Below are 24169 nucleotides of genomic sequence, written 5' to 3'. Positions count from 1 at the left end.
CGCGGGGGGGAAGAGTGCCGGCAAGACCGCTCGGTCAGTCGAACGATGCGGTGACGAACTGGTCCATCTCGTTCGCGGGCCGGTAGGGCGTCCGGCGCAGGGTCACGGAGCGCCCGGCGAAATCCGGGTCGTCGTCCCGCACCACCTGAACCTTGCCGTCCGGTGAGACCCGGCTGAACGCGAAGAGCGAGACCGCGAGGGTGTCGAACGCGGCTTCGTTTGAGCGGAACCGGCCAGGGGCACCGTTCGCCCGCTCGAACAACCGCAGCACCTCCCGCGCCGTCAGCGAGAAGACGCGCTCGTTGCGAAAATGCGTCCCGGCATGCCGCGCTTCGACCGTCACGCCGTCCAACCGGCCGTCGCGGTATTCGAGTAGGATCGGCGTGCGGTCCTTCTCGAGGTTCTGCCGGTCCATGGCCGCCAGATCCCTGGCGGCTTGTCTCATGGCCGAGACGTCGGCCGCCGACAGCGAGGCGCCCAACCCGGCGATCATGGCGTCGGTATCGGCGGCGGCCTCCGCGCCGCCGATGAGCGGCGTGGGCACGCCGTAGACCGGATCCGCCACGGCCGCGACCTCCGCCGAGGTGAGGCCGAAGACGAGACGACCGATCCCGAGATGAGGCTCCACCCGCCAATCGGGATTCATGTTCGCTCCCTCCCCCACCATCGGATGGGCGAGCGCGGAGGCGGCCGCCAGAAGGCACGCCCAGAAGGCCAGGCGCCATGGCAGGATTCGCGTCATGGTCGGCTCGCCTCCTCTGCGCCCATCACGCCGCCACCTTCGATCGTGCAGCCCGCATGTCCGCAACACCGCGGCGGTACCGAGACAGTGTCAGCCACAAAGCCGACAGGAGAAAATAGAACGCGCCGAACGCGGCGTAGGGCGCGAGATCCATGATGCCGGGCACGGCGACGCCGTTCGCCTTCGTGAGGAAGAAGACGCCCGCGAGCGCCGATTGCGCTCCGCTGAGAACCATCGCCCATTGCGCACCCGTCTTCCAGCGCCGGATTCCGGTGGCGAGTTGCAGCAGGCCGGCGAGGATCGCCCAGATGCCGAACACCGCGAGCACCGCATGGAGGCTCATTCCGAGGGAGACGGCGACCGCGACAGCGGTGACGACGCTGATCGCGGCGTTGACGATCTGGCTGGTATTGGCTCTCCATCCGCCGCTGCGCTGCGCATCGACAAGATTGGCCACGGCATCCCAGGCGGGATAGGCGACGAGGAGTGCCGCCGCGACCGGAGGCATGGTCGGTCCGACGGTTACGGCGGCGGCGACCCACGCGGCGGAAACCCCGGCTCGGGCGAAGTAATAGGATGTCAGCCAACGTGATGCGGTAGGAGTTGCCATGTCGGTGTCCTTCTCGTGTGTAGACCATTCCAAGGATCGGCAAATCATCGCGCGCGACGTGAGCGGCGAGATCCTCAGGTCTTCGTGAGACGTCGTCCGTTCGTGTTACGGCGGGACGTCTTCACTGACCGCATGTGTAAATTTCGGGGCCGGTATCAGCCATGACGGATACGCGGAAAGACTTGACCGATCGTCCGGAGTTGGGTCCGCCGGACGCCGCGAATGCCGATCTCCTGTCGCAGGTGCTGGCGCAGATCCGGCTCACCGGCGATCGGGTCCAATCCCGTAGCGTTTCGCATAGCGAGCCGTTGGAGCTGGATGCGGACGCGGCGCATGCTCTCGTCGTCGCCGCGGGCGCGCTTCAATTCGGCGGTGGCGCCGAGAAACCCCTCGTGATCGACACGGGCGACCTCATACTTCTGCCCCGGGGTCCCGGAACGGCGCGGCTCCTGGGGTCATCGGAGCCGACCAAAATCATCCTCTGCCGGTTCTGGTTCGATCCCTACAGCCTGCGCGGCATGATCTCGGCCCTGCCCGACCACATCCACATCCGCCATGAAGAGGGGGCGGAATGGCTGGACGGCATGGTGCATTTCATGATGCGCGAGACGACCGATGCGCAGCCCGGCGCGGCCCTGATGATCTCGCGGATCATCGATCTGCTCGTCATTCGCACCCTGCGCACCTGGGTCCATCTCGGGCATTCGTCCGGCTGGCTGAGCGGCCTGTCCGATGCCCGCATCGCACGCGTGCTCAAGCTCATGCACGAGCGGCCGATGCAGCCCTGGCGTCTCGACGAATTGGCCGGCGCGGCCGGCATGTCCCGCTCGGGCTTCGCCGAGCGGTTCACCGAGCTCGTGGGACGCGCGCCGCTACGATACCAGAACGAGTGGCGGCTCCATCTCGCGCGGGACATGCTCGCGAGGCGCGAAGCGCGGGTCGGCGAGATCGGTTTGCGGATCGGCTATACCTCGGAGGCCGCGTTCAGCCGCGCCTACAAGGCCCTGTTCGGGCATCCGCCACGGGACGAGATCTGAGTCTTCGGACGGCCCATGCGGGTCCGCAGCCCCCGCATTCGACGTCGCAATCGACGATCAGAACTGGTTCGGCAGGTTCTTCACCGCGTTGCCGAGGGCTTCCACGCTCTCGGCGATCTTGCGTCCGGCCGGGGCGAAGGACGGCACCTTCAGGCCGAAGATTTCGCTCTGTTCCGGTTCGGGTGCCGCGACGGGGGCCGCTGCGGGTTCGGCACTGGCCTCCTGCACGGGCTTGGCGGCCTTGACCGGCTTCGGCTTTGCCACCGCCACGCTCGGCTTGGCGACGGCGGGCTTCACGACGACGCTGGCGCTGGGCTTGACCGTCTCGGTGACCGCCGCGGCACGGGCGGGCTCGGGGGGAAGGGACGCGAAACTGGTCTCGGCCGCGCGCGCCCGGATCGTCTGGGCCGCGCTCGGGGCGATCACGGCGGCGACGCGGTTCGGCACGATGGGCGAGAGCGCGTTGGGCGGCAGGGCGAGACTCACCGGCTCGATCGGCGGCAGCGCCTTCGAGCGGGGCGCCTCGGCCTTCACGACGGGGGGAGCGGGCGTCGCCGCCGCCAGCGTCACCGGAGCTTCGACCTTCGCGGGGGCTTCGATCCGAGCGGGAGCTTCGACCTTGGCAACGGCTTCGACGGATGCGGGATTCTGGACCTTCGACACCGTCTCGGCCTTCGCCGGCTCCTCGACGAGGGCACGCCTCTCCACGAGCTGGATACCGGGATCACGCACCGGCGCGGACGATCCGGCGGCCGAGGCCAGGGCCGGCACGCCGTCACGCAGGTCGGGCCAATCGGCGGCTTTGGCCTGGGCGCCTTGCGCCTTCTGCATCTGGTAGAGGTTCGGCCGCACCACCTGCGGACCGGCGAGGCTGCCCATCGCCGAATAGGCCGCGTAGGACAGGCCGGCCACAGCCACGCAGCCCAGCGTCCCGAGGGCGATCACGCGACCGCGCCCAGCGGGCTTCGCCACGGGCTTGACCGGCCGCGCCGCCGCCGGCTTGGCTGGACCAAGCTTGGCCGGAGCGGGCTCGCGGGAGCCGGCGTCGCGCCGTTCGCTCGGATCGATGGCAACCTGCATCATCGGGCGAGTTCTCTAACACTGCTCGAAAAAACGTTTGACCGTCACGGAATCGCGACGGCGTAGAGCGGACGTGAGGCCGACATTCGGGCACAAAGATGTCCTCGGACATCTCGCCAGTCACGCCCGTGTCGTCGCTCACATCAATCTGGATAAAGCATCGGCGCTTAACGCTCGGTATAAGGCGAGGACTTGAGGCCGGAGGCCATTTTCAGATGGCTTTGCGGCGGGGAGAAACGGGCGCGGTGCGCTCCGCCCCGGATGCGCGCCTTCCCGGCGGATGGGATATCGCTACAAGCGCCAAACCGCCCCCGATCCATCCCGGTACGCTCGACGATGACCCTGTCTCCCCCCGGCCCTGCTCCCGTGGAAACGGCGAGGGGCGCCTCGCGCCGCCTGACCTGGGCCGCCCTGCCGACGCGGGCACGCCTCGTCGTCCTCGTCCTCGCCATCGACCTCTTGGCCGCCCTCGTCTCGTTCAGCCTGATCGTGGTGAACGCCCGCTCGGCGGTGGAGGTGGAGATGAAGGCGGCGCTCGCCAATATCGAGCTGATCGTCTCCGATACGATCGGTCTCGCCCAGTCGGATTCGCCCGCGCGCCTGCTCCAGACGCTGGAACTGCGCGTCCAGGGGCTTCGCCACGTCCGGGTCGCGGTGTTCGATGCCGAGGGGCGCAAGGTTGCCCTCGCCACTCCGCGCCCCCGCCGCGAGACTCATCTGGCGCCGCGCTGGTTCGCCGACCTGATCGCCCCGACGCCGCAGCGGGACGATCTGCCCATCGTGGCGCAGGAGCAGCGGATCGGCACCGCGCTGATCACCACGGAACCCCTCGACGAGATCGACGAGGTCTGGGGCTATACCGTCTCCCTCTCGCTCGCGAGCCTGTGCCTCAATCTCGGCCTGCTCGGCGCCCTCTACCTCGCCTTCGGCCGGGTTCTCGCCCCCCTGACCCAGCTCGCCGACGGGCTGACCCAGCTCGAACGGCACGATTACACCGCGCGGCTCGACCCGCCGGCCTCGCGCGAACTGGCCGTCATCGCCGAGCGCTTCAACAGCGTGGCCGGGGCGCTGGCCGAGGCACGCGCCGCGAACGGCCGCCTCAACCGGCAGCTTCTCACCGCCCAGGACGACGAGCGCCGCCGCACGGCCCTCGAGCTCCACGACGAGTTCGGCCCCTGCCTGTTCGCCCTGGAGGCGAACGCCGCCTCGGTCACCCGGATGGCGCAGGGCGCGTCCGAGCCAGACCGCAGCAAGCTCGCCGCCCGCGCCGACGAGATCAGCACCATCGTCGGTCAGGTCCAGGGCCTCAACCGCGACCTTCTCAACCGCCTGCGCCCGCACGCCCTCGGCCAGGTGCCGCTCGCCGAGTGCCTGCAGCTGCTGCTGCGCAACTTCCGCATCCGCCATCCGGGGACGACGTTCTCGGGGACCTTCACCGACCTCGCCCGCGGCTACGGCGATCTCATCGATCTCACGGTGTTCCGCTGCATCCAGGAGAGCATGACCAACGCCGTGCGCCATGGCGCGGCACGCACGGTCACGGTGGAGGCGAGCGAGCGCGCGGCCGCCGACGAACTGCACCTCGTCATCCGCGACGACGGCGCCGGCCTGCCCGCCGACCACGGCACCCCATCCGCCAGCCTCGATGGCGGCTTTCGCGGCGGAATGGGTTTATCGGGGATGCGCGAGCGCGTGGAGGCCCTCAGCGGCACATTTCGGCTTGACAACGCGGCGCCGGGGACGGTTGTCCGGATAGCGATACCGCTCGATCCCGAGCGGGCCGAGGACACGAGCCCGATCGTTTCCGTATGAACGCGTTCACACCGACATCGACCCACGCGCCCGTCCTCGTGATCGACGATCATCCGATCGTCCTCCAGGGCTGCCGCCGTGTCCTCGAGGACGCCGGAATCGAGCGGATCGCCGAGGCCACCAGCACGGTGGCCGGCTATCGCCTGTTCTTCCGCCTGCGCCCCTCGATGGTGATCTGCGACCTGACCTTCCAGGGGAGCGGGCTCGCCGGTCTCGATCTCATCCGCCGGATGCGCAGTGCCTCGCCCGACATCCGCATCCTCGTCTTCAGCATGCACAACGATCCCGTGATCGTCTCGCGCGCCCTGGAGGCCGGGGCTTTGGGCTATGTGCTCAAGGACCACGCCTCGATCGAATTGTTCGAGGCGTTCGAGAAGGTCCGCGCCGGCCAGGTCTATCTCGACCGGCGTCTGGCCACCGAGGTCGCCATGCTGCGCACCGACCCGCGCCGCACGCCCGAAGGCCAGCTGACCCCACGCGAGCAGCAGATCCTCACCCGCCTGGCCCAGGGCAAGTCCTACGGCGCGATCGCGAGCGACCTGTCGGTGAGCTACAAGACCGTCACCAACGCCTGCTCGCAGATGCGCCAGAAGCTCGGCGTGCGGACGCTGGCCGAACTCATCCACGTGGCGGTGACCCAGGCGCAGCGGCAGGGCTGAACCGCCCTGAGCTGCTGACGCTGCGCGGGGGCGTGCCGGTCACGAAACGATGCCGTCGATCCGGCGCAGGGCCGGGACGGCGAAATCGACGAAGGCGCGGACCGCCGGCCGTAGGAACTTCGCCGAGGAATAGGTCAGGTAAAGCTCGGTCGGGCGGATCTCGTGATCGCCCAGGACCCTGACGAGACGCCCGCTCGCCAGATCCTCCGCGACGAGTTGGACCTGCGCCGTCCCGATCCCACGCCCCGACAGCAGGGCGTCGATGAGGACACGAGCGTTGTTGGTCGTCAGCACCGGCCTCACCGGGACCTCGGTGATCTCGCCGTTCCGGCATAGGGGCAGCGTCTCGGCCCGAGACAGCACCGTGTCGGTGACGAGGAGGCTGTGATCGAGGAGATTGTGCGGCTCGGTGACCGAAGCCCGTGTCTCGAGATACGACGGTGCCGCGACGAGGATGCGCTGGACCAGCCCGATCCGACGCAGGATCGCCTCCTGGTCGACCGGGCGGCCCATGCGGATGGCGAGATCGAAGCCTTCGTGGATGAGATCGGCCGAGCGGTTCTCGAGGGTCAGGCGGACCGAGACGGCCGGGTGCCGATCCTGAAAGTCGGCGACGATCCGGTGGAGGCGGCTTTCTCCCAGGCAGACCGGGCCATGCACGCGCAGGGAGCCTCCGATCATCCCGGCCTCGTTGCGAGCTTCGTCGATCGCCGCGTCGATGGTGGCGAGGGCACCGTTGGAGGCTTCGTAGAGACGCAGACCCACGGGGGTCGGCCTGACGGCGCGGGAGTTCCGCTCCAGCAGCCGGGCTCGCGTATGGGCCTCGAGATTGCGCAGGAGCTTGCTCACTGCCGGCTGCGAAATGCCGAGATCCTGCGCAGCGGCCGTCATCGAACCGCGCTCGACGGTGCGGATGAAGGCCCGCAGGGCGACGGTGAGGTCCATGCATAACCCCCGGTTATGGCAACGAGCGCTGTCCATCGCCTAGACACTGCATCGATGGCGGACAACCATCCCGCATCACGACGATGACGGATGCCGATATGCCGATCCAGCGCAGAGACTTCTTCCGTTCCGCCGCGTGCGCCTCGGTCGCGCTCGGGATCCTCCCCGATCTCATGACCGGGCCCGCGCTCGCGGCCGCATCCGATTCCGGGTTGGATGCGGGCGTGCTGCCGCCGGGCGCGATCAGTCGCTTCGCGCAGCTCAATGGCATCCGCCTGCACTACGTCGTCGCCGGGTCCGGCCCGCCCCTGGTCCTGCTGCATGGCTGGCCGCAGACATGGGCGGCCTGGAGGGGCACGATGGCGGCTTTGTCCGACCGCTTCACCCTCATCGCCCCCGATCTCAGGGGCCTCGGCCTCTCCGAGCGCACCGTCTCGGGCTACGACAAACGCACCATCGCCGAGGATATCCGCGCCCTCATCGATCACGAAGCGGGTGGGCGCGCCCGCGTGCTCGGACACGACATGGGCGGCAAGGCGGCCTACGTCCTGGCGCATCGTCACCCCGACCGCGTCTCCCGGCTCGCTTTGGTGGATTGCCTCCTGCCGGGAACGGAGAACATGGATTCGCTGCGCGGCGGGGCGTGGCACTATGGGTTCCACATGGCCCCCGACATCCCCGAAATGCTCACCGCCGGTCGGGAACGAGCCTATATCCGCGAACAGATCAGGGCGTGGTCTCGCCGCAAGGACGCCGTCACGGAGGACGCGATCAACGAGTACGCGCGGCACTACGCATCGCCCGGCGGCATGAGGGCGGGTTTCAACCACTACCGTGCCCTCAGGGACGACGCGGCGCTGGCCGCCACCTTCGCCGGGAAGCGCCTCACCATGCCGGTCCTGGCCATCGCCGGCCGTTACGGTGTCGGGTCGCGACTGTCCGATGCGCTGAAGGGCGAGGCCAGTAGCCTGACAACGGTGATCGTCGAGGAGTCCGGCCATTTCGTCGCCGAGGAAGCCCCGGACGCGTTCCAGCGTGCCGTGGCGCAATTCATGACGGCCTGATCGCCGGATCGGATGAGGGGGGCAAAGCCCTAACCGAGGCCGCCCATCTCCCGCACGATCCCCCATTCCTCCGCCGTCACCGGCTGCACCGAGAGGCGGGAATTGTTTCCGAGCACCATCGCCTTCAGGCGCGGCTCGGCCTTGATCGCCTCCAGGGTCACGGGGCGCGCCAGCGGTTCGACGGCGCGGAGATCCACCATGCCGAACCGGCCGGTCGGGTCGGTGTCGTCGGGGTAGTAGGGGCGGATCACCTCGACGATCCCCACCACCGCCTTGCCCTCGTTGGAATGGTAGAAGAATCCGCGCTCGCCCACCTGCATCGCCATGAGGTTGAGCTTGGCGACGTGGTTGCGCACCCCGTTCCACGGCGTGCCGTGCTCCCCCGCCGCGACCTGCTGGTCCCATGACCAGGTCTTGGGTTCGGATTTGTAGAGCCAGTACGCCATCGCTCGCCTTTTCGATCGTCGCGCCTCCTTAGCGCGGGAAAGCGTGGCCGTCAGGCGTCGCGGAGGGCCGATCCCCAGTAGCGCAGGCTTTCGTCGTTGATCGGCGAGCCGGCTTGCGCGTTGCGCGCGGTGACGAAGGCGTGGAACGCCTCCGCCTCGGCGGGACCGAGGAGACTGCTGATCGCGGTGACGATCCGGGTGATGCGCAGGTGGTTGTGGTCGTAGGGGCGCAGCCAGCCGTCGGTGCGGGTATAGAACAGGCGCATCCGCGCGAGCGCCGCGCGCAGGCCGGCGCGGGCGGCCTCGTCGGATCGGATCGCCTCGGCCTCGTCGCGCCCGAGAACCGGGGCGCCCGGCACCGCGCGGCTGGCTTCGCTCAGCGGAAAACACCACTGGATGTAGTCGTGCACGCCCTCGATCCGGGCGTCGTCGAAGGCGAGGATGTCGGCGAGGCTGCGACGCGCGCCGTCGCGTCCGTGACCGGCGAGGAAGGCGTGAATCGGCCCCATGCTCATTCGGCCTCCCGCTTGAGGGGACGGGCGAGGAGGCCCGCCACCACGGCGTCGACGCTGGCCTCCCCCGCGACGATGGCGGCCACCGCCTCGGCCACCGGCATCTCGACCGTGTTGCGGCGTGCCAGGGCGATGAGCGCGGCGGCGGTGAAGGCGCCCTCCGCGAGCTTGCCGCCGGAGGCTTCCTCCGGGGTGGCCCCGGCGCCGAGACGCTGGCCGAAGGCGAAATTGCGCGATTGCGGCGAGGAGGCGGTGAGCACGAGGTCGCCGAGGCCGGACAATCCCATCAGCGTCTCGGGCCGTCCGCCATAGGCGCGTGCGAAGCGCATCAACTCGGCGAAGGCCCGTGCGATGAGGGCGGCGCGGGCGCTCTCGCCGAGGCCGCGCCCGGCGACGATGCCGGAGGCGATGGCGAGCACGTTCTTGCCCGCCCCGCCGATCTCGACGCCGCGCACGTCGTCGGTGTGGTAGACGCGGAGAGCCGGGCCGGACAAAGCGGCGGCAAGGCGGCCGGCAAGGGCGCCATCCTCCGCGGCCAGGGTCACGGCGGTGGGCAGGTTGCGGGCGACATCCGCCGCGAAGCTCGGGCCGGACAGGACCGCCACGGACGCGCCGGGCATCGCCTCGGCGGCCACCGCGCTCATGAAAGCGTCGCTGCCGCGCTCGATCCCCTTGGCGCAGAGCACGATGGAAGCCTGCGGATCGATGGACGAACGCAGGGTTCCGAGAACGCCGCGCAGAGTCTGGGCCGGCGTCACGATCAGGACGATGCCGGCCCCGGCGAGATCGCGTGCCTCCCCGGTGGCGCGGATACCGTCATGCAACGTCACGCCGGGCAGGTAGCGGGCATTCTCGCGGCTGGCCTGAAGCCGCGCGGCGGCCTCCGCGTCGCGCAGCCACAGGGTCACGGGCCGCCCCGTGGCCGCCGCCGCGTTGGCGAGCGCCGTGCCCCAGGCGCCGCCGCCCACCACCGCAATCCGGTCGCTCATGATCGATGATCCTCAGGCGCCTGGTCCGCCTCGGCGAACGACCCGTCCGCCATCAGGCGATAGAGCACGTGCGGCTGGAGGGGGTGGTCCGCCGGCAGGGCGGGATGGAGGAAGTCCTCGGAGAAGGCCATGCCGAGCCGTTCCATGACCCGCCGGGACAGTGTGTTGCCGGTGGCCGTGAAGGCCACCACCGCCGGCACGCCGCAGCGCCCGAACAGGTCGGCGAGGGCGAGTCGTGCAGCTGTCGTGGCGAGACCGCGCCCCCAGGCGGACCGGGCGAGGCGCCAGCCGATCTCCACCACGGAGCCCGCGACGTCCCCGCCCGCGAACGGCATCGGCCGGATCAACCGCATGGCGCCGACGAAGCCGACGAAGCCCTCCCCCGGCACGTCGAGCGCCCAGGGCCCGAACCCGTCGGATTCGAAGCGCCGGTCGATGGCTCTGGCCTCGATCAGGCTCTCGCCCCGGTTCTTGGTGGCGGGGAAATGCCGCATCACCTCGGGATCGGCATTGAGCGCGGCGAAGGGCGCGTCGTCGGCCCGGACCCAGCGCCGCAGGACGAAACCCTGCCCCGTGAGCGAGGCGGGGGTCGAGGTGGGGACCGCCCGCCTGATCTTGCCGCGCCAGGCGAGGGAGCGGCGGTTCAGGAGCCCGAGATCGGCCTTCGCCGCCAGCACCGCCTCGCCGAGATCGATGGCGACGGCCAGGCGTTCGGGCGGCATGTTGGCCCAGGCCGGCGGGGCCACGCTCTCGCGCCAGGGGCCGCCGCAGGCATTGTCGAGGAGGATGCGCGCGAAGCAATGATCGAGGCGCACCGGCCAGTCCGGCCGGGCACGGGCCGCCTGGGGCAGGCGCCGGTCGACGAGGTCGCGCCAGCGCCTTTGCAGGGCGACGGGCGGCACGGTCCCTGCCAAAAGACCCTCAGGCAACCGCCGCCGCCTCGGCGAAGGGCCAGCGGGCGCGGGCCGGGGCGGTGAGATCGTCGACGAGGCCGAGGCGCAGGCGCTCGATCCCCGCCCAGGCGATCATCGCGCCGTTATCGCCGCAGAGGGACAGGGGCGGCGCCACGAAGGCGAGGCCGGCCTCGTTGGCCTGGGTCGTCAGCGCCCGCCGGATCGCGCCGTTGGCGGCGACCCCGCCGGCGGCGACGAGGGCGGTGGGATGGCCGGCGATGGCGCCGAATTCCCGCAGGGCGACGCGGACGCGGTCCACCACCACGTCCACCACCGCCGCCTGGAAACTGGCGCAGAGATCGGCGACATCGGCGCTGGAGAGCGGTGTCAGCCGTTCGGCCTCGATCCGCAGGGCGGTCTTGAGGCCGGAGAGGGAGAAGTTCGGCTCGCGGCGGCCGAGCATCGGGCGCGGCAGGGCGAACCGCTCAGGGTTGCCGGTCTCGGCCATGCGCTCCACCTCGGGGCCGCCCGGGTAGCCGAGGCCGAGGAGCTTGGCCACCTTGTCGAAAGCCTCGCCGATGGCATCGTCCACGGTGGTGCCGAGGCGGACGTAATCGCCGACCCCCTTCACGGCCACGAGCTGCGTGTGCCCGCCGGAGGCGAGCAGCAGCAGGTAGGGAAAGCCGATGCCGTCGGTGAGCCGGGCCGTCAGCGCATGCGCCTCCAGGTGGTTCACCGCGATGAGGGGCTTTCGCGCCACCAGCGACAGGGTCTTGGCGGTGACGAGGCCGATCAGTACCCCGCCGATCAGGCCCGGCCCCGCCGCCACCGCGATGCCGTCCATCTGCGACAGTTTCATCCCGGCCGTATCGAGGGCGCGCGCCACAAGGCGGTCGAGGACCTCCACATGGGCGCGGGCCGCGATCTCGGGCACGACGCCGCCATAGGCCGCGTGTTCGGCGATCTGGCTCAGGACCTCGTTGGAAAGGATGCGGCCGCGCCCATCCTCGCCCGGCATGACGATCGAGGCGGCCGTCTCGTCGCAGGTCGTTTCGATGCCGAGGACGTTCATGGCGCTGCTTTGGAGTTCGCGGAAAAAGAGGTCTCCACCCTAGCCGGGCATGGCGCCCGAGGGCAACGATGGGCGCCTGCCAAGCACGACGTGTCATCGAAGCGGCTTGCCAACGCCGCGGCGAGGGGCGAATCCAGAGCGATGGTGGCGAAGCGGATATGGATCGCGCGGCCCGAGCCGGGGGCCACGCGCACGGCCGGGCGGCTCGCCGCCTTGGGCTACGAGCCCCTGGTGGCGCCGGTCCTCGTGGTCGAGGCGACGGATGCGCCCCTGCCTCCGGGCGCATGCGACGGCATTCTCGTCACCAGCGCGAACGCGCTTCGGCAGGCCTCGGACTGGCGGCGGATTCACGCCATCCCCGTCTTCGTGGTGGGCGCGCGGACGGCGGCGCTGGCACGCGCATGCGGATTCGTTTCGGTGAGAACGGCGGAGGGTAACGCCGCCAATCTCGTCGGTCTCGTGGGGCGGGAGGCCGCGCCGGGAGCCTCGCTCCTGCATCTGGCGGGTGAGGACCGCAAGTCGGAACCGGCGGCATCCCTGACCGGAGCGGGCTTCCGGGTGACCACCCACATCGCCTATGGCGCGCGACCGGTGGCCTCCCTGCCCGCCGCCGTAGCGACGGCGCTCGGTCCCCCTTCCACGCTGGAAGGCGTGCTGCACTACTCACGAAGAAGCGCCGCGACGGCTTGCGAACTCGCTTGGCAAGCGGGATATGGCGGAGCTTTCGCGGCGCTCAGGCATTACTGCTTGTCGGCGGACGTGGCGGTTCCCCTGGTCCAGGCCGGGATCGCCCCTCATTTCGTCGCGGAACAGGCCAACGAGGAGTCGCTTCTCGCGGGCCTGACATCAGGTTTCCGACAAGCGGTCTCGCCGAGGCCGCGGCCTCGGTGCTAGGACGAACGCATACGCTGTGACCGCAGGGCGGCAAACGGAGCGCGCTACGCGCCGGGGTTGCTTCATGCGGCAGACGAAAGTCGGGAAGGGAGCAAGACGCCCGTGAATCCATCCAACAGCGACGGAAAAGGTCCGGGAACTTCGACGGGGCCGAACGGCCCCAAACCCGAGGCAGGCAAGCCGGAAGCAGGCAAGCCCGAGGCGATCAGGCCGGAGGCGGTCAAGCCCGAAGCAACCAAGCCCGGCACGACGGGTCCCGGCTCCACGACTCTCGGTGCCACGCCCCCCGGCGCGGTCAAGCCGTCGATGCAATCTTCGGCATCGCCGTCTCAGCCGGCCAGGACCGATGCACCGAAGCCCGCCGTGCCGCCGGTCTCGACGGCTCCGAAGCCTGCGGAAGGCAAGCCCCTGGAGGGAAAGCCGGGCGACGCGAAGCCCGATGCCGCGAAGGCGGCCGCCCCCCTGACCGAGCCCGTCAAATCCGAGCCGCCCAAGCCGACGGCATCGACCGTCGATGCCGGCAAGGCCGGCGGTCTCAAACCCGAGCCGTCCAAGACCGAACCGTCCAAGACCGAGCCCGCCAAGGCTGAGCCGTTCAAGACCGAGCCGCCCAAAGCCGCCGGTCCGGGCGCTGCGGGCGCGAATCCGTCTTCCATGAGGACCGAGCCACCGAAGACCGGCCCATCCGGCAGCGGGGCTCAGTCCATGCCGTCGAAGGCGGATCTCACCGATGGACCGATCATCGATCTGAAGGCCAAGCGGGTTCCCGATCCGACCGAGGCCGCGAAGGCCGGCTCCGCGTCGAGCGCGACGAAGCCGTCCGGCTCCGGCACCTTCACCACGAACCCGGACAAGGCCTCGTCCCCGTCGGATGCCAAGCCCACAGGCTCCGATACCAAGCCCGCCGGCTCCGACACCAAGCCCGCAGGCTCGACCACTCCCAAAATCGGCCCGGCCGTCGCCGTGGCCGAACCCAAGCGCGGCGGTGCCGGTTTCGGCTCGGTGGCGGCGGCGGGGCTCCTCGGCGGCGTCATCGGCGCGGGCCTGCTCTTTGCCGTCGAGCGTTCCGGTGCCCTGGGCGTCGGTGACGACGGGCGCATCGCCGCCCTCGACCAGAAGATCGCGACGCTCGCGCCCAGGGATGCGCTTGCCGCCCTCGACAAGCGCATCGGCGCCAACGAGGCCGTCCTGAAGCCCCTGCCGGAGGCGATCCGCTCGGCCGATGCGGCCGCCAAGGATGCCTTGCAGAAAGCAGGCGCCGTCTCGGCGAGCCCGCCGGCCGAGGGGTCCGCCCCGGCGGCGGCGCTGCCGCAGGATCTCGTCGCCCGCCTCGACGGGCTCGACCAGCGCGTGGCCGCCCTGCAGGAGGAGCCGGGCCGCGACCAGTCCGGCAACGCCGCCCTCACCGCCCTCTCGCCCCAGGCGCTGTCCGGTCTCGACGACAGGCTGAAGGCCGTCGAAGGCAAGGTGGAGAGCGCGACCAAGCCTGCGGTCGACGAGACCCTGGCCAGTCAGGTCACCGCTCTGAAGGGGGATCTCGAGAAACGGACCAAAGCGAGTTCCGAGGCGGACGAGGCCCTGACCCAGAAACTCGCCAGCCTTCAGCAGACGCTGGAAGCGCGGGTGAAAGCGGCGACCGAGGCGGTCCAGGCGGCGACGCAGGCGAGCCAGCAGGCGGTCGACGCCAACAAGACGCAGGCGGCGGAAGCCGCGAAGGGCGTCGAGCGCCTCTTCCAGGCGCAATCCGACAAGATCGCCGGCCTCGACAAGGCCGTGGCCACCCGTGCGGAGGCCTCTAGCCTGCAGGCCGCCATGCGGGTCGTCGCGGCCGATCGCATCGTCGGCGCGCTGAACACCGGCTCGCCCTATGCCGATGCGCTGGCGGCCCTGCGCAGCTCCGAACCCGGTGATCCGGCACGCCTCAGCGCCGTCGCGGCCTTCGCCGACAAGGGCGCCCCGACGGCGCGGAGTCTCGCCGCCGAGTTCCGTCCCATCGCGGAGCGGATCGCCGCGAGCCGCAAGGCGGCGCAGGCGAAATCGGTGGCCGAGACCGGCGATATCAAGCAGCGCCTGATGAGCATGGCCGAATCCATCGTCCAGGTCCGCAAGGTCGACGCTCCCGCCGCACCCGGCGAGGCCGTGGCTGACGACGCGGTGCCGAAGGTGCAGGATGCCCTGGATCGCGGCGCCATCGCCGAGGCGGCCAAGGCGTTCGCCGGCCTGCCGGAGGATGTGCGCGCACAGTCCGGCGAGTTCGGCACCAAGCTCGCCTCGCGCGCCGCGGCGGGTGACGCCGCGCAGGCGCTGCTGGCGGATGCGTTTAAGGCGCTGCCCTCCACCGGCACCGCCCGGTGAGGATCGCCCCTCCGGCTCCGCCGTCCGGAATGCCGGACGAGGCCAACTCGATCATCATAATATGTGGGCGCGGCGCGCCCGCCTTTCCCGATACGCGCGTCCCCTCCCCGGCCGACGCCACCTTCCGGAGTTCGTGATCCCATGTGGCGCGCCCTCGCCTTCCTAGCCCTTCTCGCCCTCGCCGCCTTCGGGGCGACGTGGATCGCCGACCGCCCCGGCACGGTCACCATCGTCTGGAACGGCTACGAACTCGCCACCAGCCTCGCCATCGCCCTGATCGGCGTCTTCATCGCCGCCATCGTCATCGGCTTCATCTGGGCCATCGTGCGGGGCATCATCACCCTGCCCGAGACCCTGGTCCGCGGTTCCAAGGAGCGGCGCCGGGCCAAGGGCTTTTCCGCGCTTTCGCGTGGCATGGTGGCGGTCGGCTCGGGCGATCCGCTCGCGGCACGGCGCCATGCCAGCGATGCCGAGCGCCTGCTCGGCGCCGAGCCCCTGGCGCTTCTGCTGAAGGCGCAGGCGGCGCAGATCTCCGGCGACCGCGAAGCGGCGGAACAGGCGTTCCAACGCATGGCCAACGACCCCGAGACGCGGGTCCTGGGCCTGCGCGGTCTCTTCGTCGAAGCGCGCCGCCGCGAGGACGACGTCGCCGCCCGCGCCTATGCCGCCGAGGCCGCGCGCCTCGCCCCCAGCGTCACCTGGGCCAACGAGGCCATGCTCGAAGCGCAATGTGCCGATGGCGATTGGAGCGGTGCTGTCCAGACGGTGGAGCGCCGCGCCTCCTCGGGCCTCATCGAGAAGGGGCTCGCCCGCCGCCAGCGCGCCGTGCTCCTCACCGCCGCCGCCCAGACCCGCGAGGCGGGCGAGCCCGAGGCGGCGACGCAGCGTGCCCTCGACGCCGTCAAGCTGGCGCCGAACCTCGTCCCCGCCGCCTGCGTCGCCGGGCGCCTCCTGGCGCGGCGCGGCGACCTGAAGAAGGCCGCCAAGATCGTCGAGGCGGCCTGGCGCGCCAATCCCCATCCGGATCTCGCCAAGGTCTATCTCGGCCTGCGTGTCGGCGATTCCGTACGCGACCGTCTGGCCCGGGCCGAAAACCTGGCCCGGATCTCCACCTGGCATCCCGAAGCCCGCCTCGCTCTGGCGCAGGCGGCCCTCGAAGCGCAGGAATTCGGCAAGGCGCGCGAGGCCCTGTCGCCTCTTCTCGCCGACCGCCCGACGGTGCGCGCCTGCCTCGCCATGGCGAAGGTCGAGGAAGCCGAGCACGGTGCCGGTTCCGGCCGGGCGCGCGAATGGCTGGCCCGCGCCGCCCATGCCCCGCGCGACCCGATGTGGATCGCCGACGGGGTCGCCTCCGAGCGCTGGGCGCCGGTCTCGCCGGTCACCGGCCATCTCGACGCCTTCGTCTGGAAGGCACCGACCGAGCTGCTCGAAGGCCCGTCCGGCAACGATGTGACCGGCGATCTCGACGACAGGGACGACCGCAGCCAGCCCGCGCTCACGACCTCGATTCCGGGCACGGAGATGCCGGCCCCGGTGACGACGCCCGCAGCCGCACCGGCAAAGCCCGCCGAACCCGTCGCCGTGAACGGAGCGACGATAGCCTCGAAGCCCTCGGCTCCCGTGACCGGCCCGATGGCCACGGGGGCTGCGACGCCGGTGGTGTTTCCGCCGCCGAAGGGGCCCGATGCCGCGCCCGAATCCAAGGCTCGGCTCGTCGGCTGATCCCGCAATGGGGCAGGAAGGGCGCCGTCGCGGCGGCGCCCTTTAAAGGTCGGTTCACGCAAGCTCGCTAAAGCTGTGTCCAGCGAGTTCTGCGTAAACGAAGTGCCATGTCCCCATCTCTCGACGATGCGCCGGACTTCTCCGGCCTGATCGAACTGTCGCGTCTCGGTGACCTCGATCTGAAACCTGTCATCCTCCGGGTGCAGACCGATCTGTTCCTCACCGCCTCGGTGCGGGACCGGAAGACGGTGGAGGCGTTCGAATCCCTCGCCGGCGGTCTGATCCCGACGGTCGACGACGAGACGGCGGAGATCGTGGCGCGCAAGCTGGCGCCCTTCCCCGCGACCCCGCAATCCGTGCTGGCGGCGCTCGCCGCGCGCGGCGGCGAGATCAGGGATCTCATCATCGCGCAGGCGCCGGACCTGTCGGCCCGCGTCATCGAAGCCGCCCTCGCCGACGGCTCCGACATCGCCGTCGCCATCGCCCGCAGGGCCGATCTGAGCCGCAGCCTCATCGAAGAGATGGCCTCGCGCGACGTGGCCGCCATCGATCTCGCCCTGGCCGAGAACTGGCAGCTCGCCCTTCAGGGCACCACCGTCGCCCTCCTCGTCGGCCGTGCGCGGACGAAGCCCGACCTGGCCCAGGCGCTCCTCGCCCGCCCCGACCTCGCCCCGGGGGATCTGGCGCCGCTGTTTCTTTTCGCCGACGAAGAGCTGCGCGAGGCGATCGGCCGGGCGATCAGTTCGCGAGCGGCGCTTCGGCCCTCCCCCCCCATGCCGCGCGAGGCGGGCGCCGTCCTCACCGGCTTCTCGGGCCGAAACGATGTCGCCGGCTTCGTCGCGGCTCTCGCCGAGATGCTCGGCCTGCAGCGCAACTTCCTCGCGGCGACGCCGGACCCGAGCCAGCGTTACGAACTCCTCACCCTCGCCCTTCGCGCGGCGGGGCTGCACGAGGAAGAGGCGGTCTATGTCTTCCTCACCCTCAACGAGACCGTGGCGCGGTCGGTGGACCGGGTCTACGATCTGGTGAAGCTGTTCCGCACCATCCCGCGCGGCGCGGCCCGCGACCTTCTCAGCGGCGTCCTCGACAAGCCGCTGCCCGAGCGGCTCAACGGCGGCACCGCCCACCAGCCCTACACGGCCCCCGATGCCGCCCGCCCGCGCATGGCGCCGGCATCCACAGAGCGCGCCCCGCTCCGCCCTGCCCTTCCGGGCCGGGTCAGGCAATCGGCGTCGAACTGACAATCCGCCGGGGCGCGCCTCGTCCTATTCGGCGAGATCGAGATGGTGGCGCCCCGCGCGGTCGTCGATCTCGATGATCCAGAGGTCGTCGTCGAAGCGCAGTTCCTTGCCGAGGCGGAGTTCGACATCGGGCGGCGAGGCTTCGCTCATCACCTGGACGAAGCTGCGATCGCCCCCATCCCCGGTATCGACGAGGGATTGCGGGGCCGGCCCATAGAGATCGGCCCGGCCATCCAGGCGATCGACCTTCACGAAGATCGCGCCCGCCTCGGGCGCACCGCGCCGGCGCTGCACCGCGTCGATCCCCTCGACGGCGAGACGGCGGAGATGGGCCGAGACCCAGAAGTCGGAGCGCAGGCGAGGCATGGCCCGCCTATAGCACCGAAGGCGTGGCGCGGGGACCGCGCCTGAAGGAGGGCCGACAGAGAAGGCGCTCAGAACCGAAAGGTATTCCGGCCGGCGGCTTTGGCCCGATAAAGCGCTCGGTCGGCGGCAGACAGCAGGACGTCCGGAGATGTGCCATCGCACGGCGCGCGGGCGATGCCGACGCTCAGGCCGACACGAAACTCCTGGCCGCCGTAAGGGATCGGCACGCTGACCGCGGATACGAGGCGCTGGGCCAACTCGGGCAGTTCCGGTTCACCGGCGGTCAGGATGGCCGTGAACTCGTCACCTCCGAGGCGGGCAACGAAATCGCATTGCCTCAGCTCAGCGCGCAGACGGGCCGCACAGACCTTCAGAACGCTGTCACCGGCCGCATGCCCCATCGTGTCGTTGATACCCTTGAAGTTGTCGAGGTCCATGTAGAACAGCGCAACGCTTTCGCCGATGCGGCTCGAGCGGTCGAGCGCGGCTTGAAGGCGTTGGCTGAACTGCGACCGATTGGGCAGGCCCGTGAGAGGATCGAAGGACGCAAGCTGTTCCAGTCGCTCTTCCAGCAGCTTGCGCCGCCCGACATCGCGAACTGAGACGACGTAGCCGTTCGGGGCCTGCGTATCAGGATCGCGGCTCAAGCGCAGGGAGGCTTCCATCCAGACCCACGCGCCGTTCTTGTGCTGGAGACGCAGTTCGATGACGGCGACGTCGATATGACCGTCGCGCACGCTCTGCATGAACCGCCGGAAGCTCGGGATATCGTCCGGGTGGGCGATATCGATCGCCTTGCGTCCCACGAGTTCTTCCGGCTCGTATCCGAGCAGCGCCCGGATGGAGGGTGAGACGTAGAGGCGGACACCGTCGAGATTGCCGCGAATGATCGTATCGGTGGACATTTCCGCGAGGTGACGAAACTCCGCCTCCCGCTCCGTGGCCCCGCGTACGGCGCGGGCCAGGTCGTAGATCTGCCCGGCCATGGCGGCGAGGTCGGTCAGGAGCCTGATTTTCTCGGCCGAGCCGGCTTGCGGACGGGTATCCAGCACGGACAGCCGGCCGATCTGATCTGGACCGAACGGGGCGCTCGCAAAAAAGCCGATCTCGGCGTTCCTGGCCGGCAGCCATCCGGTCAAGGCCGGGTCGGTTCGCATGTCGTCGCACCAGAGCACGGGCCAGTCCCAATCGGGCCGTCCATCGGCCATCTCAGCCGCATTCCTCAGTTGGGGGCCGGCATCGGAACCAAGATCCGTCCAGGTCCGGGAATTTCCGCGAAGACAGACGGAGGCGGCCGCGGCATGGAAGAGCGCCCGCGCGATCCGACAGCATTCCGAGAATTCAGGTTCCGGCAGGATCGGCCTTGCAGGGCCGCCGATCGATCCCACCATTTCGTGTCGCGTCATACCGCGGATGCCGATCCCTGCGTGACCGATGCTCTGTCAACAGCAAATTGGTTAATATGCGATGATGGGACACGGTTCGCGTCAGTAGATCGGGTCTGGATTCGATCGGCACCGGACGATGATGATGGCGGCGAGCGCGAGGACGAAGTCATCGTTGCCGGTCAGCTTGTCGTACCGGCTGGCAAGACGACGGACGCCGTCGATGCGGAAGAAGGTAGCCTCGACGCGCCGGTGTTCGCGGTAGCGCGACTTTTCCTAGCAGCACTTGTCATATCTAATATTGTAATTCATATCGCACTTGCTGAAAATCCTTCTAGGGCCTGTCGTCGCTTGAACGGATTGGCGCGTTTTGCGTTTTCGTCTCTCTGATTGCGGGAGGGACGATGCTGAGCGATGCGCAATGGTCTGAACTGGAGCCGCTGGTCGAGGCCTGCCGGCCCAAGGCCAAGACGCCACCGCAGCACCTGCAACGCACGCTCTCGGCGATCCTCTGGCGGCATCAGAACGGGGCCAAATGGCGGGCGATCCCGGAGGAACTGGGTCCGTGGTGGCGGGCTGCCCAGATCTTCATTCGCTGGTCCCGGGCCGGTGTCTGGGAGCGGCTGCTCAGCCTGGTGCAGGAGCGCGGTGTCCAACTCGGAATGGTGTTCCTCGACGGCACGAACGTGCGGGCTCACCAAAAGGCGGCCGGGGCCGCCAAAAGGGGGGATCTGCGGCCGAGCGAGATCATCGTGAAGCACTTGGCCGCTCGCGTGGCGGCTATGGCACCAAGGCTTGCGTGATCGCCGACGGGCGGGGCCGCGCCATCGCCTTCCGGCTGGCGCCCGGTCAGGCCCATGAGCTGCCCCATGCGGTGCCGCTGCTCGACGGGCTGCCCAGCGTGCCGAAGTGGGTCGTGGGCGACCGTGGCTACACCAGCCACGCCTTCCGCGAGCACATCTGGACCATGGGCGCACGGCCCGTGATCCCGCCGCAGCGCCATGAGGCACCCGTCGCCTGCCCGGACTGGATCTACAACAACCGCAACCAAGTCGAGCGCCTCTGGGCCAGGCTCAAGGAATGGCGGGCCATCGCCACACGCTACGAAAAGACAGCCGCCAGCTTCATGGGCATCCTCTACCTCGCCGCCGCACTCGATTGGCTCAAGCGATGACACGCTCTAATCGTGCCAATTTTTGAAAGGTGAGCGCGCAGCCAATCGGCGCGGTAAGCCTTGTCGGCGGCTGAAGTGTTCGATCCCGGCCCGTGCCGCTTTTCCGCTTGCAGTGCGAACGGAAAGCCAATCTCATCCGCTCCGATGCGGGCGCGGCGCCCGGCCTTCTCGCTCTTCGTTGAGCTCTGAGCCTCGGCGGTCTATGCACGGCCCATGGACCTCCAAGCTTCCGCGAGTCGATCCCCGGCTCCCATCGCCTGCAAGCTGCCGCTTTACGGGAAGGCGGCGCCGTTCCTGCCCATGAGCCGCGCCGAAATGGACGCGCTCGGTTGGGATGCCTGCGACATCGTCCTGGTGACGGGGGACGCCTATGTCGATCATCCGAGCTTCGGCATGGCCATCATCGGCCGGCTGCTCGAATCGCAAGGGTTCCGGGTCGGCATCATCGCCCAGCCCGACTGGCAATCGGCGGAGCCGTTCAAGGCCTTGGGCCGGCCGAGGCTGTTCTTCGGCGTCACCGGCGGCAATCTCGATTCGATGGTGAACCGCTACACGGCGGACCGTCGCCTGCGCAGCGACGACGCCTATACGGCGGGCGGGGAAGGCGGCGCCCGCCCGGACCGCTGCACCATCGTCTACACGCAGCGCTGCCGCGAGGCCTACAAGGACGTGCCGATCATCCTCGGCGGCATCGAGGCCTCGCTGCGCCGCATCGCCCATTACGATTACTGGTCCGACAAGGTGCGCCGCTCGATCCTGGCGGACGCCAAGGCCGATCTCCTCCTCTACGGCAATGCCGAGCGCGCCGTGGTCGAGGTGGCGAACCGCCTCGCGGCCGGCGCGGCGCCGAACGAGCTCGACTCGGTCCGGGGCGTGGCCCTGTTCCGCCGCGTGCCCGAGCATTACACCGAGCTGCCCGCCGACGATCTCGACTCGGCCGACGAGGCCGCCATGCGCCGCCCCGGCGAGACCGTGATCCGCCTCCCCGCCTACGACGAGGTCAAGGACGACAAGGAGGCTTATGCCCGCGCCTCGCGGGTGCTGCACCGGGAGGCCAATCCCGGCAACGCCCGCCCCCTCGTCCAGCGCCACGGTGACCGCGACCTGTGGCTGAACCCGCCGCCGATCCCACTCTCCAGCGAGGAGATGGATGCGGTCTACGATCTGCCCTACGCCCGCGCGCCCCATCCCGCCTACGGCGACGCGAAGATCCCCGCCTGGGACATGATCAAGTTTTCGGTGACGATCATGCGCGGCTGCTTTGGCGGCTGCACCTTCTGCTCCATCACCGAGCACGAGGGCCGCGTCATCCAGAACCGCTCGGAGGGCTCGATCCTGCGCGAGATCGAGCTGATCCGCGACAAGACACCCGGCTTCACCGGCGTGATCTCGGATGTCGGCGGACCCACGGCCAACATGTACCGGATGGCCTGCAAGGACCCGAAGATCGAGGCGGCGTGCCGGCTGCCGTCCTGTGTCTTTCCGGACATCTGCCCGAACCTGAACACCTCGCATGACGACCTGATCCGGCTCTATCGCAAGGTCCGCGAGGTGGAGGGCGTCAAGAAGGTGATGGTCGCCTCCGGCGTGCGCTACGATCTCGCGGTCCGAAGCCCGGAATACGTCGAGGAACTCGTGACCCACCATGTCGGTGGCCGTCTCAAGATCGCGCCCGAGCACACCGAGCGCGGCCCCCTCGACCTGATGATGAAGCCGGGAATCGGTACCTACGACCGCTTCAAGGAGATGTTCGACGCCGCCGCCAAGAAAGCCGGCAAGAAATATTATCTGATCCCGTATTTCATCGCGGCGCATCCGGGCACGACCGACGAGGACATGATGAACCTCGCCGTCTGGCTCAAGAAGAACGACTATCGCGCCGATCAGGTCCAGACCTTCCTGCCTTCGCCCATGGCGACGGCCACGACCATGTATCACACCGAGATCAACCCGCTGCAGGGCGTGCGGCGCGGCGGCAGCGAGCCGGTCGACGCGATCAAGGGGATGCGGCAGCGCCGCCTGCACAAGGCGTTCCTGCGCTACCACGACCCCGAGAACTGGCCCCTGTTGCGCGAGGCGCTGCGGGCGATGGGCCGCGCCGATCTCATCGGGCCGAGGCCGGACCAGCTCATTCCGTTCTCGCAGCCGCCGGGAACGGGCTCGGGTAAGCCGGGAGGCCAGCCGCGCCCCATGCGCCACCCGGGCGCGCCGCGCTTCACCACCAAGGGCGTGCCCCTGCGGAAATGACGGTTTCGTCCGTCCGATAGCCGGATACTTCGAGGGGCTTTCGAGGCTCTATGCGCCGAGGCGGACCAACCGGAACGCCACCCCTCGCTGAGCTATGGCATTCACACAGCTCACGAGCGTCGCGGTTCCCCTCTCCTGGAAGGTGAGGTGTGCGACCTCTCCGGATGTGGACCACACCTCACCCCAGCCCTCTCCTTCCAGGAGAGGGAGTTCCGCTGCGCCTCATGCGAACCCTCTTGGATCGAGGGAACGGCTGTCCAGCAGATGTGTGAATCCAGTAGCCTCGCGGAGACCGCGAGCGGCTTCCGAACGCCGGATTCCTTGCCGCTACCCCTTGGTCGAACCGGCGCGGGAGGCGAGTTCGCGCAAGGTACGGCCGGCGGCGACGCCCTTGACCGGCAGCTTGCGGTCGCGCTCGAACTTCTCGATGGCCGCCCGTGTTCCGGGGCCGAGGACGCCGTCGGCGACGAGCGGTCCGTATCCGAGCTTCACCAGGGCCCGCTGCGCCTGCGCCACGGCCTGATCGGGTTTCGGCGTCACCGAGGCCGTGGTTTCCCCGGCCTTGATGATGTCCGCAATGACGTCGCGCTTGGTGGAGGGCGCGGCTGACGCCGGCTTGGGCGCGGGTCTCGCCGCCTCGATCGCCGGCGCGGGCTTGGGCTCGGGCGCAGCCTCGACCTTCGGCGTCTCGATCCTGCGCGGCGGGGCCTCCGCGATCTTGACCGGTTCAGGCGACGGACCGGCCGTGGGCTTGGCGGCGGTGCCCTTGCCGAGGGTAGGGAAGAGCGGCGCCGGGTGGCGTCCCCCCTGGTAGCCCAGCGCATTCATGGCGACGGCCGCCACCGCGCCGATGGCGACGACCGAGCCGAGAACTTCGCCGGGCCTGCGCAGGCAGAGCCGACCGAAACCGCCGATGGCCGACGC

The 24169-nt window shown here is 69.7% G+C and carries 23 protein-coding genes; 11 read left to right on the top strand and 12 right to left on the bottom strand.

Annotation, left to right across the window (positions count from 1 at the left end):
- Window positions 1–34: 34 nt before the first annotated feature.
- Window positions 35–742 carry a hypothetical protein gene (locus FPV16_RS18550; RefSeq protein ID WP_227439856.1) on the bottom strand — a complete coding sequence of 236 codons (708 nt, stop codon included), beginning with the start codon at window positions 740–742 and terminating at the stop codon, window positions 35–37.
- Between the two features lie 25 nt (window positions 743–767).
- Entirely contained in the window at window positions 768–1352 is a 585-nt protein-coding gene (locus tag FPV16_RS18545; RefSeq protein ID WP_227439855.1) for a DUF308 domain-containing protein, read from the bottom strand.
- Window positions 1353–1513: 161 nt separating this feature from the next.
- On the opposite strand from FPV16_RS18545, the gene FPV16_RS18540 reads away from it, so the two are divergent.
- A complete protein-coding gene (locus tag FPV16_RS18540; RefSeq protein WP_227439854.1) occupies window positions 1514–2389 on the top strand; it encodes an AraC family transcriptional regulator in 876 nt (291 codons plus the stop codon).
- A gap of 57 nt (window positions 2390–2446) precedes the next feature.
- Here FPV16_RS18540 and FPV16_RS18535 read toward each other — a convergent pair whose 3' ends face one another.
- Window positions 2447–3472, bottom strand: coding sequence for a hypothetical protein (locus FPV16_RS18535; RefSeq protein ID WP_227439853.1), 1026 nt, complete (start codon window positions 3470–3472; stop codon window positions 2447–2449).
- Window positions 3473–3805: 333 nt separating this feature from the next.
- On the opposite strand from FPV16_RS18535, the gene FPV16_RS18530 reads away from it, so the two are divergent.
- Window positions 3806–5281 carry an ATP-binding protein gene (locus FPV16_RS18530; protein WP_227439852.1) on the top strand — a complete coding sequence of 492 codons (1476 nt, stop codon included), beginning with the start codon at window positions 3806–3808 and terminating at the stop codon, window positions 5279–5281.
- Window positions 5278–5940, top strand: coding sequence for a response regulator (locus FPV16_RS18525; RefSeq protein ID WP_227439851.1), 663 nt, complete (start codon window positions 5278–5280; stop codon window positions 5938–5940). Before FPV16_RS18530 ends, FPV16_RS18525 begins: the two co-directional genes overlap by 4 nt.
- Window positions 5941–5979: 39 nt before the next feature.
- Here the strand turns inward: FPV16_RS18525 and FPV16_RS18520 are convergent, their stop codons facing one another.
- Window positions 5980–6885 carry a LysR family transcriptional regulator gene (locus FPV16_RS18520; protein ID WP_227439850.1) on the bottom strand — a complete coding sequence of 302 codons (906 nt, stop codon included), beginning with the start codon at window positions 6883–6885 and terminating at the stop codon, window positions 5980–5982.
- Window positions 6886–7058: 173 nt separating this feature from the next.
- Here FPV16_RS18520 and FPV16_RS18515 point away from each other — a divergent pair, with 173 nt between their 5' ends.
- Entirely contained in the window at window positions 7059–7949 is an 891-nt protein-coding gene (locus tag FPV16_RS18515; RefSeq protein WP_227439849.1) for an alpha/beta fold hydrolase, read from the top strand.
- A 29-nt stretch (window positions 7950–7978) separates the two neighbouring features.
- Here FPV16_RS18515 and FPV16_RS18510 read toward each other — a convergent pair whose 3' ends face one another.
- Genes FPV16_RS18510 through tsaD form a run of 5 tightly spaced genes read right to left on the bottom strand, consistent with a single transcriptional unit; the run spans window position 7979 to window position 11861 of the window.
- Window positions 7979–8395 carry an EVE domain-containing protein gene (locus FPV16_RS18510; RefSeq protein ID WP_227439848.1) on the bottom strand — a complete coding sequence of 139 codons (417 nt, stop codon included), beginning with the start codon at window positions 8393–8395 and terminating at the stop codon, window positions 7979–7981.
- Between the two features lie 50 nt (window positions 8396–8445).
- Window positions 8446–8904, bottom strand: a complete 459-nt coding sequence (locus FPV16_RS18505; RefSeq protein WP_227439847.1) for an opioid growth factor receptor-related protein — start codon at window positions 8902–8904, stop codon at window positions 8446–8448.
- 2 nt (window positions 8905–8906) lie between these two features.
- The gene (locus FPV16_RS18500) at window positions 8907–9896 is read right to left on the bottom strand and encodes an NAD(P)H-dependent glycerol-3-phosphate dehydrogenase (RefSeq protein ID WP_227439846.1); all 990 of its coding nucleotides are present in this window, start codon (window positions 9894–9896) and stop codon (window positions 8907–8909) included.
- Window positions 9893–10810, bottom strand: a complete 918-nt coding sequence (locus FPV16_RS18495) for a GNAT family N-acetyltransferase (RefSeq protein ID WP_227439845.1) — start codon at window positions 10808–10810, stop codon at window positions 9893–9895. The genes FPV16_RS18500 and FPV16_RS18495 overlap by 4 nt, the downstream gene beginning before the upstream one ends.
- Window positions 10811–10817: 7 nt before the next feature.
- The gene (tsaD, locus tag FPV16_RS18490) at window positions 10818–11861 is read right to left on the bottom strand and encodes a tRNA (adenosine(37)-N6)-threonylcarbamoyltransferase complex transferase subunit TsaD (protein WP_227439844.1); all 1044 of its coding nucleotides are present in this window, start codon (window positions 11859–11861) and stop codon (window positions 10818–10820) included.
- Window positions 11862–12002: 141 nt separating this feature from the next.
- On the opposite strand from tsaD, the gene FPV16_RS18485 reads away from it, so the two are divergent.
- From FPV16_RS18485 to FPV16_RS18470, 4 genes are all read left to right on the top strand, one after another.
- Window positions 12003–12755 carry a uroporphyrinogen-III synthase gene (locus FPV16_RS18485; RefSeq protein WP_227439843.1) on the top strand — a complete coding sequence of 251 codons (753 nt, stop codon included), beginning with the start codon at window positions 12003–12005 and terminating at the stop codon, window positions 12753–12755.
- A gap of 102 nt (window positions 12756–12857) precedes the next feature.
- Complete coding sequence (locus FPV16_RS18480) at window positions 12858–15110, top strand: hypothetical protein (protein WP_227439842.1); 2253 nt, start codon at window positions 12858–12860, stop codon at window positions 15108–15110.
- Between the two features lie 141 nt (window positions 15111–15251).
- Window positions 15252–16832 carry a heme biosynthesis protein HemY gene (locus FPV16_RS18475; RefSeq protein ID WP_227439841.1) on the top strand — a complete coding sequence of 527 codons (1581 nt, stop codon included), beginning with the start codon at window positions 15252–15254 and terminating at the stop codon, window positions 16830–16832.
- 107 nt (window positions 16833–16939) lie between these two features.
- On the top strand, window positions 16940–18073 hold the full coding sequence (locus FPV16_RS18470; RefSeq protein ID WP_227439840.1) for a DUF2336 domain-containing protein: 1134 nt from the start codon (window positions 16940–16942) through the stop codon (window positions 18071–18073).
- A gap of 24 nt (window positions 18074–18097) precedes the next feature.
- Here FPV16_RS18470 and FPV16_RS18465 read toward each other — a convergent pair whose 3' ends face one another.
- Both FPV16_RS18465 and FPV16_RS18460 read right to left on the bottom strand, forming a co-directional pair.
- Window positions 18098–18439, bottom strand: coding sequence for a DUF1491 family protein (locus tag FPV16_RS18465; protein ID WP_227439839.1), 342 nt, complete (start codon window positions 18437–18439; stop codon window positions 18098–18100).
- Between the two features lie 68 nt (window positions 18440–18507).
- Entirely contained in the window at window positions 18508–19647 is a 1140-nt protein-coding gene (locus FPV16_RS18460) for a diguanylate cyclase domain-containing protein (protein ID WP_227439838.1), read from the bottom strand.
- A gap of 93 nt (window positions 19648–19740) precedes the next feature.
- On the opposite strand from FPV16_RS18460, the gene FPV16_RS18455 reads away from it, so the two are divergent.
- From FPV16_RS18455 to FPV16_RS18445, 3 genes are all read left to right on the top strand, one after another.
- Window positions 19741–20214 carry a hypothetical protein gene (locus FPV16_RS18455; protein WP_227439837.1) on the top strand — a complete coding sequence of 158 codons (474 nt, stop codon included), beginning with the start codon at window positions 19741–19743 and terminating at the stop codon, window positions 20212–20214.
- A 14-nt stretch (window positions 20215–20228) separates the two neighbouring features.
- Window positions 20229–20998 (top strand): IS5 family transposase gene (locus FPV16_RS18450; protein WP_156467730.1). Its coding sequence is split into 2 segments (ribosomal slippage): window positions 20229–20544 and window positions 20544–20998, totalling 771 coding nucleotides; the frame shifts between segments, so codons are not numbered across the junction.
- Between the two features lie 213 nt (window positions 20999–21211).
- Window positions 21212–23245: a YgiQ family radical SAM protein gene (locus FPV16_RS18445; RefSeq protein ID WP_227439836.1), complete on the top strand. Its 2034-nt coding sequence runs from the start codon at window positions 21212–21214 to the stop codon at window positions 23243–23245.
- A gap of 327 nt (window positions 23246–23572) precedes the next feature.
- Here the strand turns inward: FPV16_RS18445 and FPV16_RS18440 are convergent.
- The coding region (locus FPV16_RS18440) for a peptidoglycan-binding domain-containing protein (protein WP_227439835.1) at window positions 23573–24169 on the bottom strand (597 nt) is incomplete at its 5' end.

Origin of the sequence: Methylobacterium sp. W2 (genome assembly GCF_020662345.1) — a bacterium.
Lineage (GTDB): Bacteria > Pseudomonadota > Alphaproteobacteria > Rhizobiales > Beijerinckiaceae > Methylobacterium.
This window is presented reverse-complemented; position numbering and strand designations above follow the sequence as displayed.

What these genes read in the sequence shown, in the direction of transcription:
- FPV16_RS18550 (WP_227439856.1), bottom strand. Translation starts at nt 742, where the DNA reads ATGACGCGAATCCTGCCATGGCGCCTGGCCTTCTGGGCGTGCCTTCTG.
- FPV16_RS18545 (WP_227439855.1), bottom strand. Translation starts at nt 1,352, where the DNA reads ATGGCAACTCCTACCGCATCACGTTGGCTGACATCCTATTACTTCGCC.
- FPV16_RS18540 (WP_227439854.1), top strand. Translation starts at nt 1,514, where the DNA reads ATGACGGATACGCGGAAAGACTTGACCGATCGTCCGGAGTTGGGTCCG.
- FPV16_RS18535 (WP_227439853.1), bottom strand. Translation starts at nt 3,472, where the DNA reads ATGATGCAGGTTGCCATCGATCCGAGCGAACGGCGCGACGCCGGCTCC.
- FPV16_RS18530 (WP_227439852.1), top strand. Translation starts at nt 3,806, where the DNA reads ATGACCCTGTCTCCCCCCGGCCCTGCTCCCGTGGAAACGGCGAGGGGC.
- FPV16_RS18525 (WP_227439851.1), top strand. Translation starts at nt 5,278, where the DNA reads ATGAACGCGTTCACACCGACATCGACCCACGCGCCCGTCCTCGTGATC.
- FPV16_RS18520 (WP_227439850.1), bottom strand. Translation starts at nt 6,885, where the DNA reads ATGGACCTCACCGTCGCCCTGCGGGCCTTCATCCGCACCGTCGAGCGC.
- FPV16_RS18515 (WP_227439849.1), top strand. Translation starts at nt 7,059, where the DNA reads ATGACCGGGCCCGCGCTCGCGGCCGCATCCGATTCCGGGTTGGATGCG.
- FPV16_RS18510 (WP_227439848.1), bottom strand. Translation starts at nt 8,395, where the DNA reads ATGGCGTACTGGCTCTACAAATCCGAACCCAAGACCTGGTCATGGGAC.
- FPV16_RS18505 (WP_227439847.1), bottom strand. Translation starts at nt 8,904, where the DNA reads ATGGGGCCGATTCACGCCTTCCTCGCCGGTCACGGACGCGACGGCGCG.
- FPV16_RS18500 (WP_227439846.1), bottom strand. Translation starts at nt 9,896, where the DNA reads ATGAGCGACCGGATTGCGGTGGTGGGCGGCGGCGCCTGGGGCACGGCG.
- tsaD (WP_227439844.1), bottom strand. Translation starts at nt 11,861, where the DNA reads ATGAACGTCCTCGGCATCGAAACGACCTGCGACGAGACGGCCGCCTCG.
- FPV16_RS18485 (WP_227439843.1), top strand. Translation starts at nt 12,003, where the DNA reads ATGGTGGCGAAGCGGATATGGATCGCGCGGCCCGAGCCGGGGGCCACG.
- FPV16_RS18475 (WP_227439841.1), top strand. Translation starts at nt 15,252, where the DNA reads ATGTGGCGCGCCCTCGCCTTCCTAGCCCTTCTCGCCCTCGCCGCCTTC.
- FPV16_RS18470 (WP_227439840.1), top strand. Translation starts at nt 16,940, where the DNA reads ATGTCCCCATCTCTCGACGATGCGCCGGACTTCTCCGGCCTGATCGAA.
- FPV16_RS18465 (WP_227439839.1), bottom strand. Translation starts at nt 18,439, where the DNA reads ATGCCTCGCCTGCGCTCCGACTTCTGGGTCTCGGCCCATCTCCGCCGT.
- FPV16_RS18460 (WP_227439838.1), bottom strand. Translation starts at nt 19,647, where the DNA reads ATGGCCGATGGACGGCCCGATTGGGACTGGCCCGTGCTCTGGTGCGAC.
- FPV16_RS18455 (WP_227439837.1), top strand. Translation starts at nt 19,741, where the DNA reads ATGGAAGAGCGCCCGCGCGATCCGACAGCATTCCGAGAATTCAGGTTC.
- FPV16_RS18445 (WP_227439836.1), top strand. Translation starts at nt 21,212, where the DNA reads ATGGACCTCCAAGCTTCCGCGAGTCGATCCCCGGCTCCCATCGCCTGC.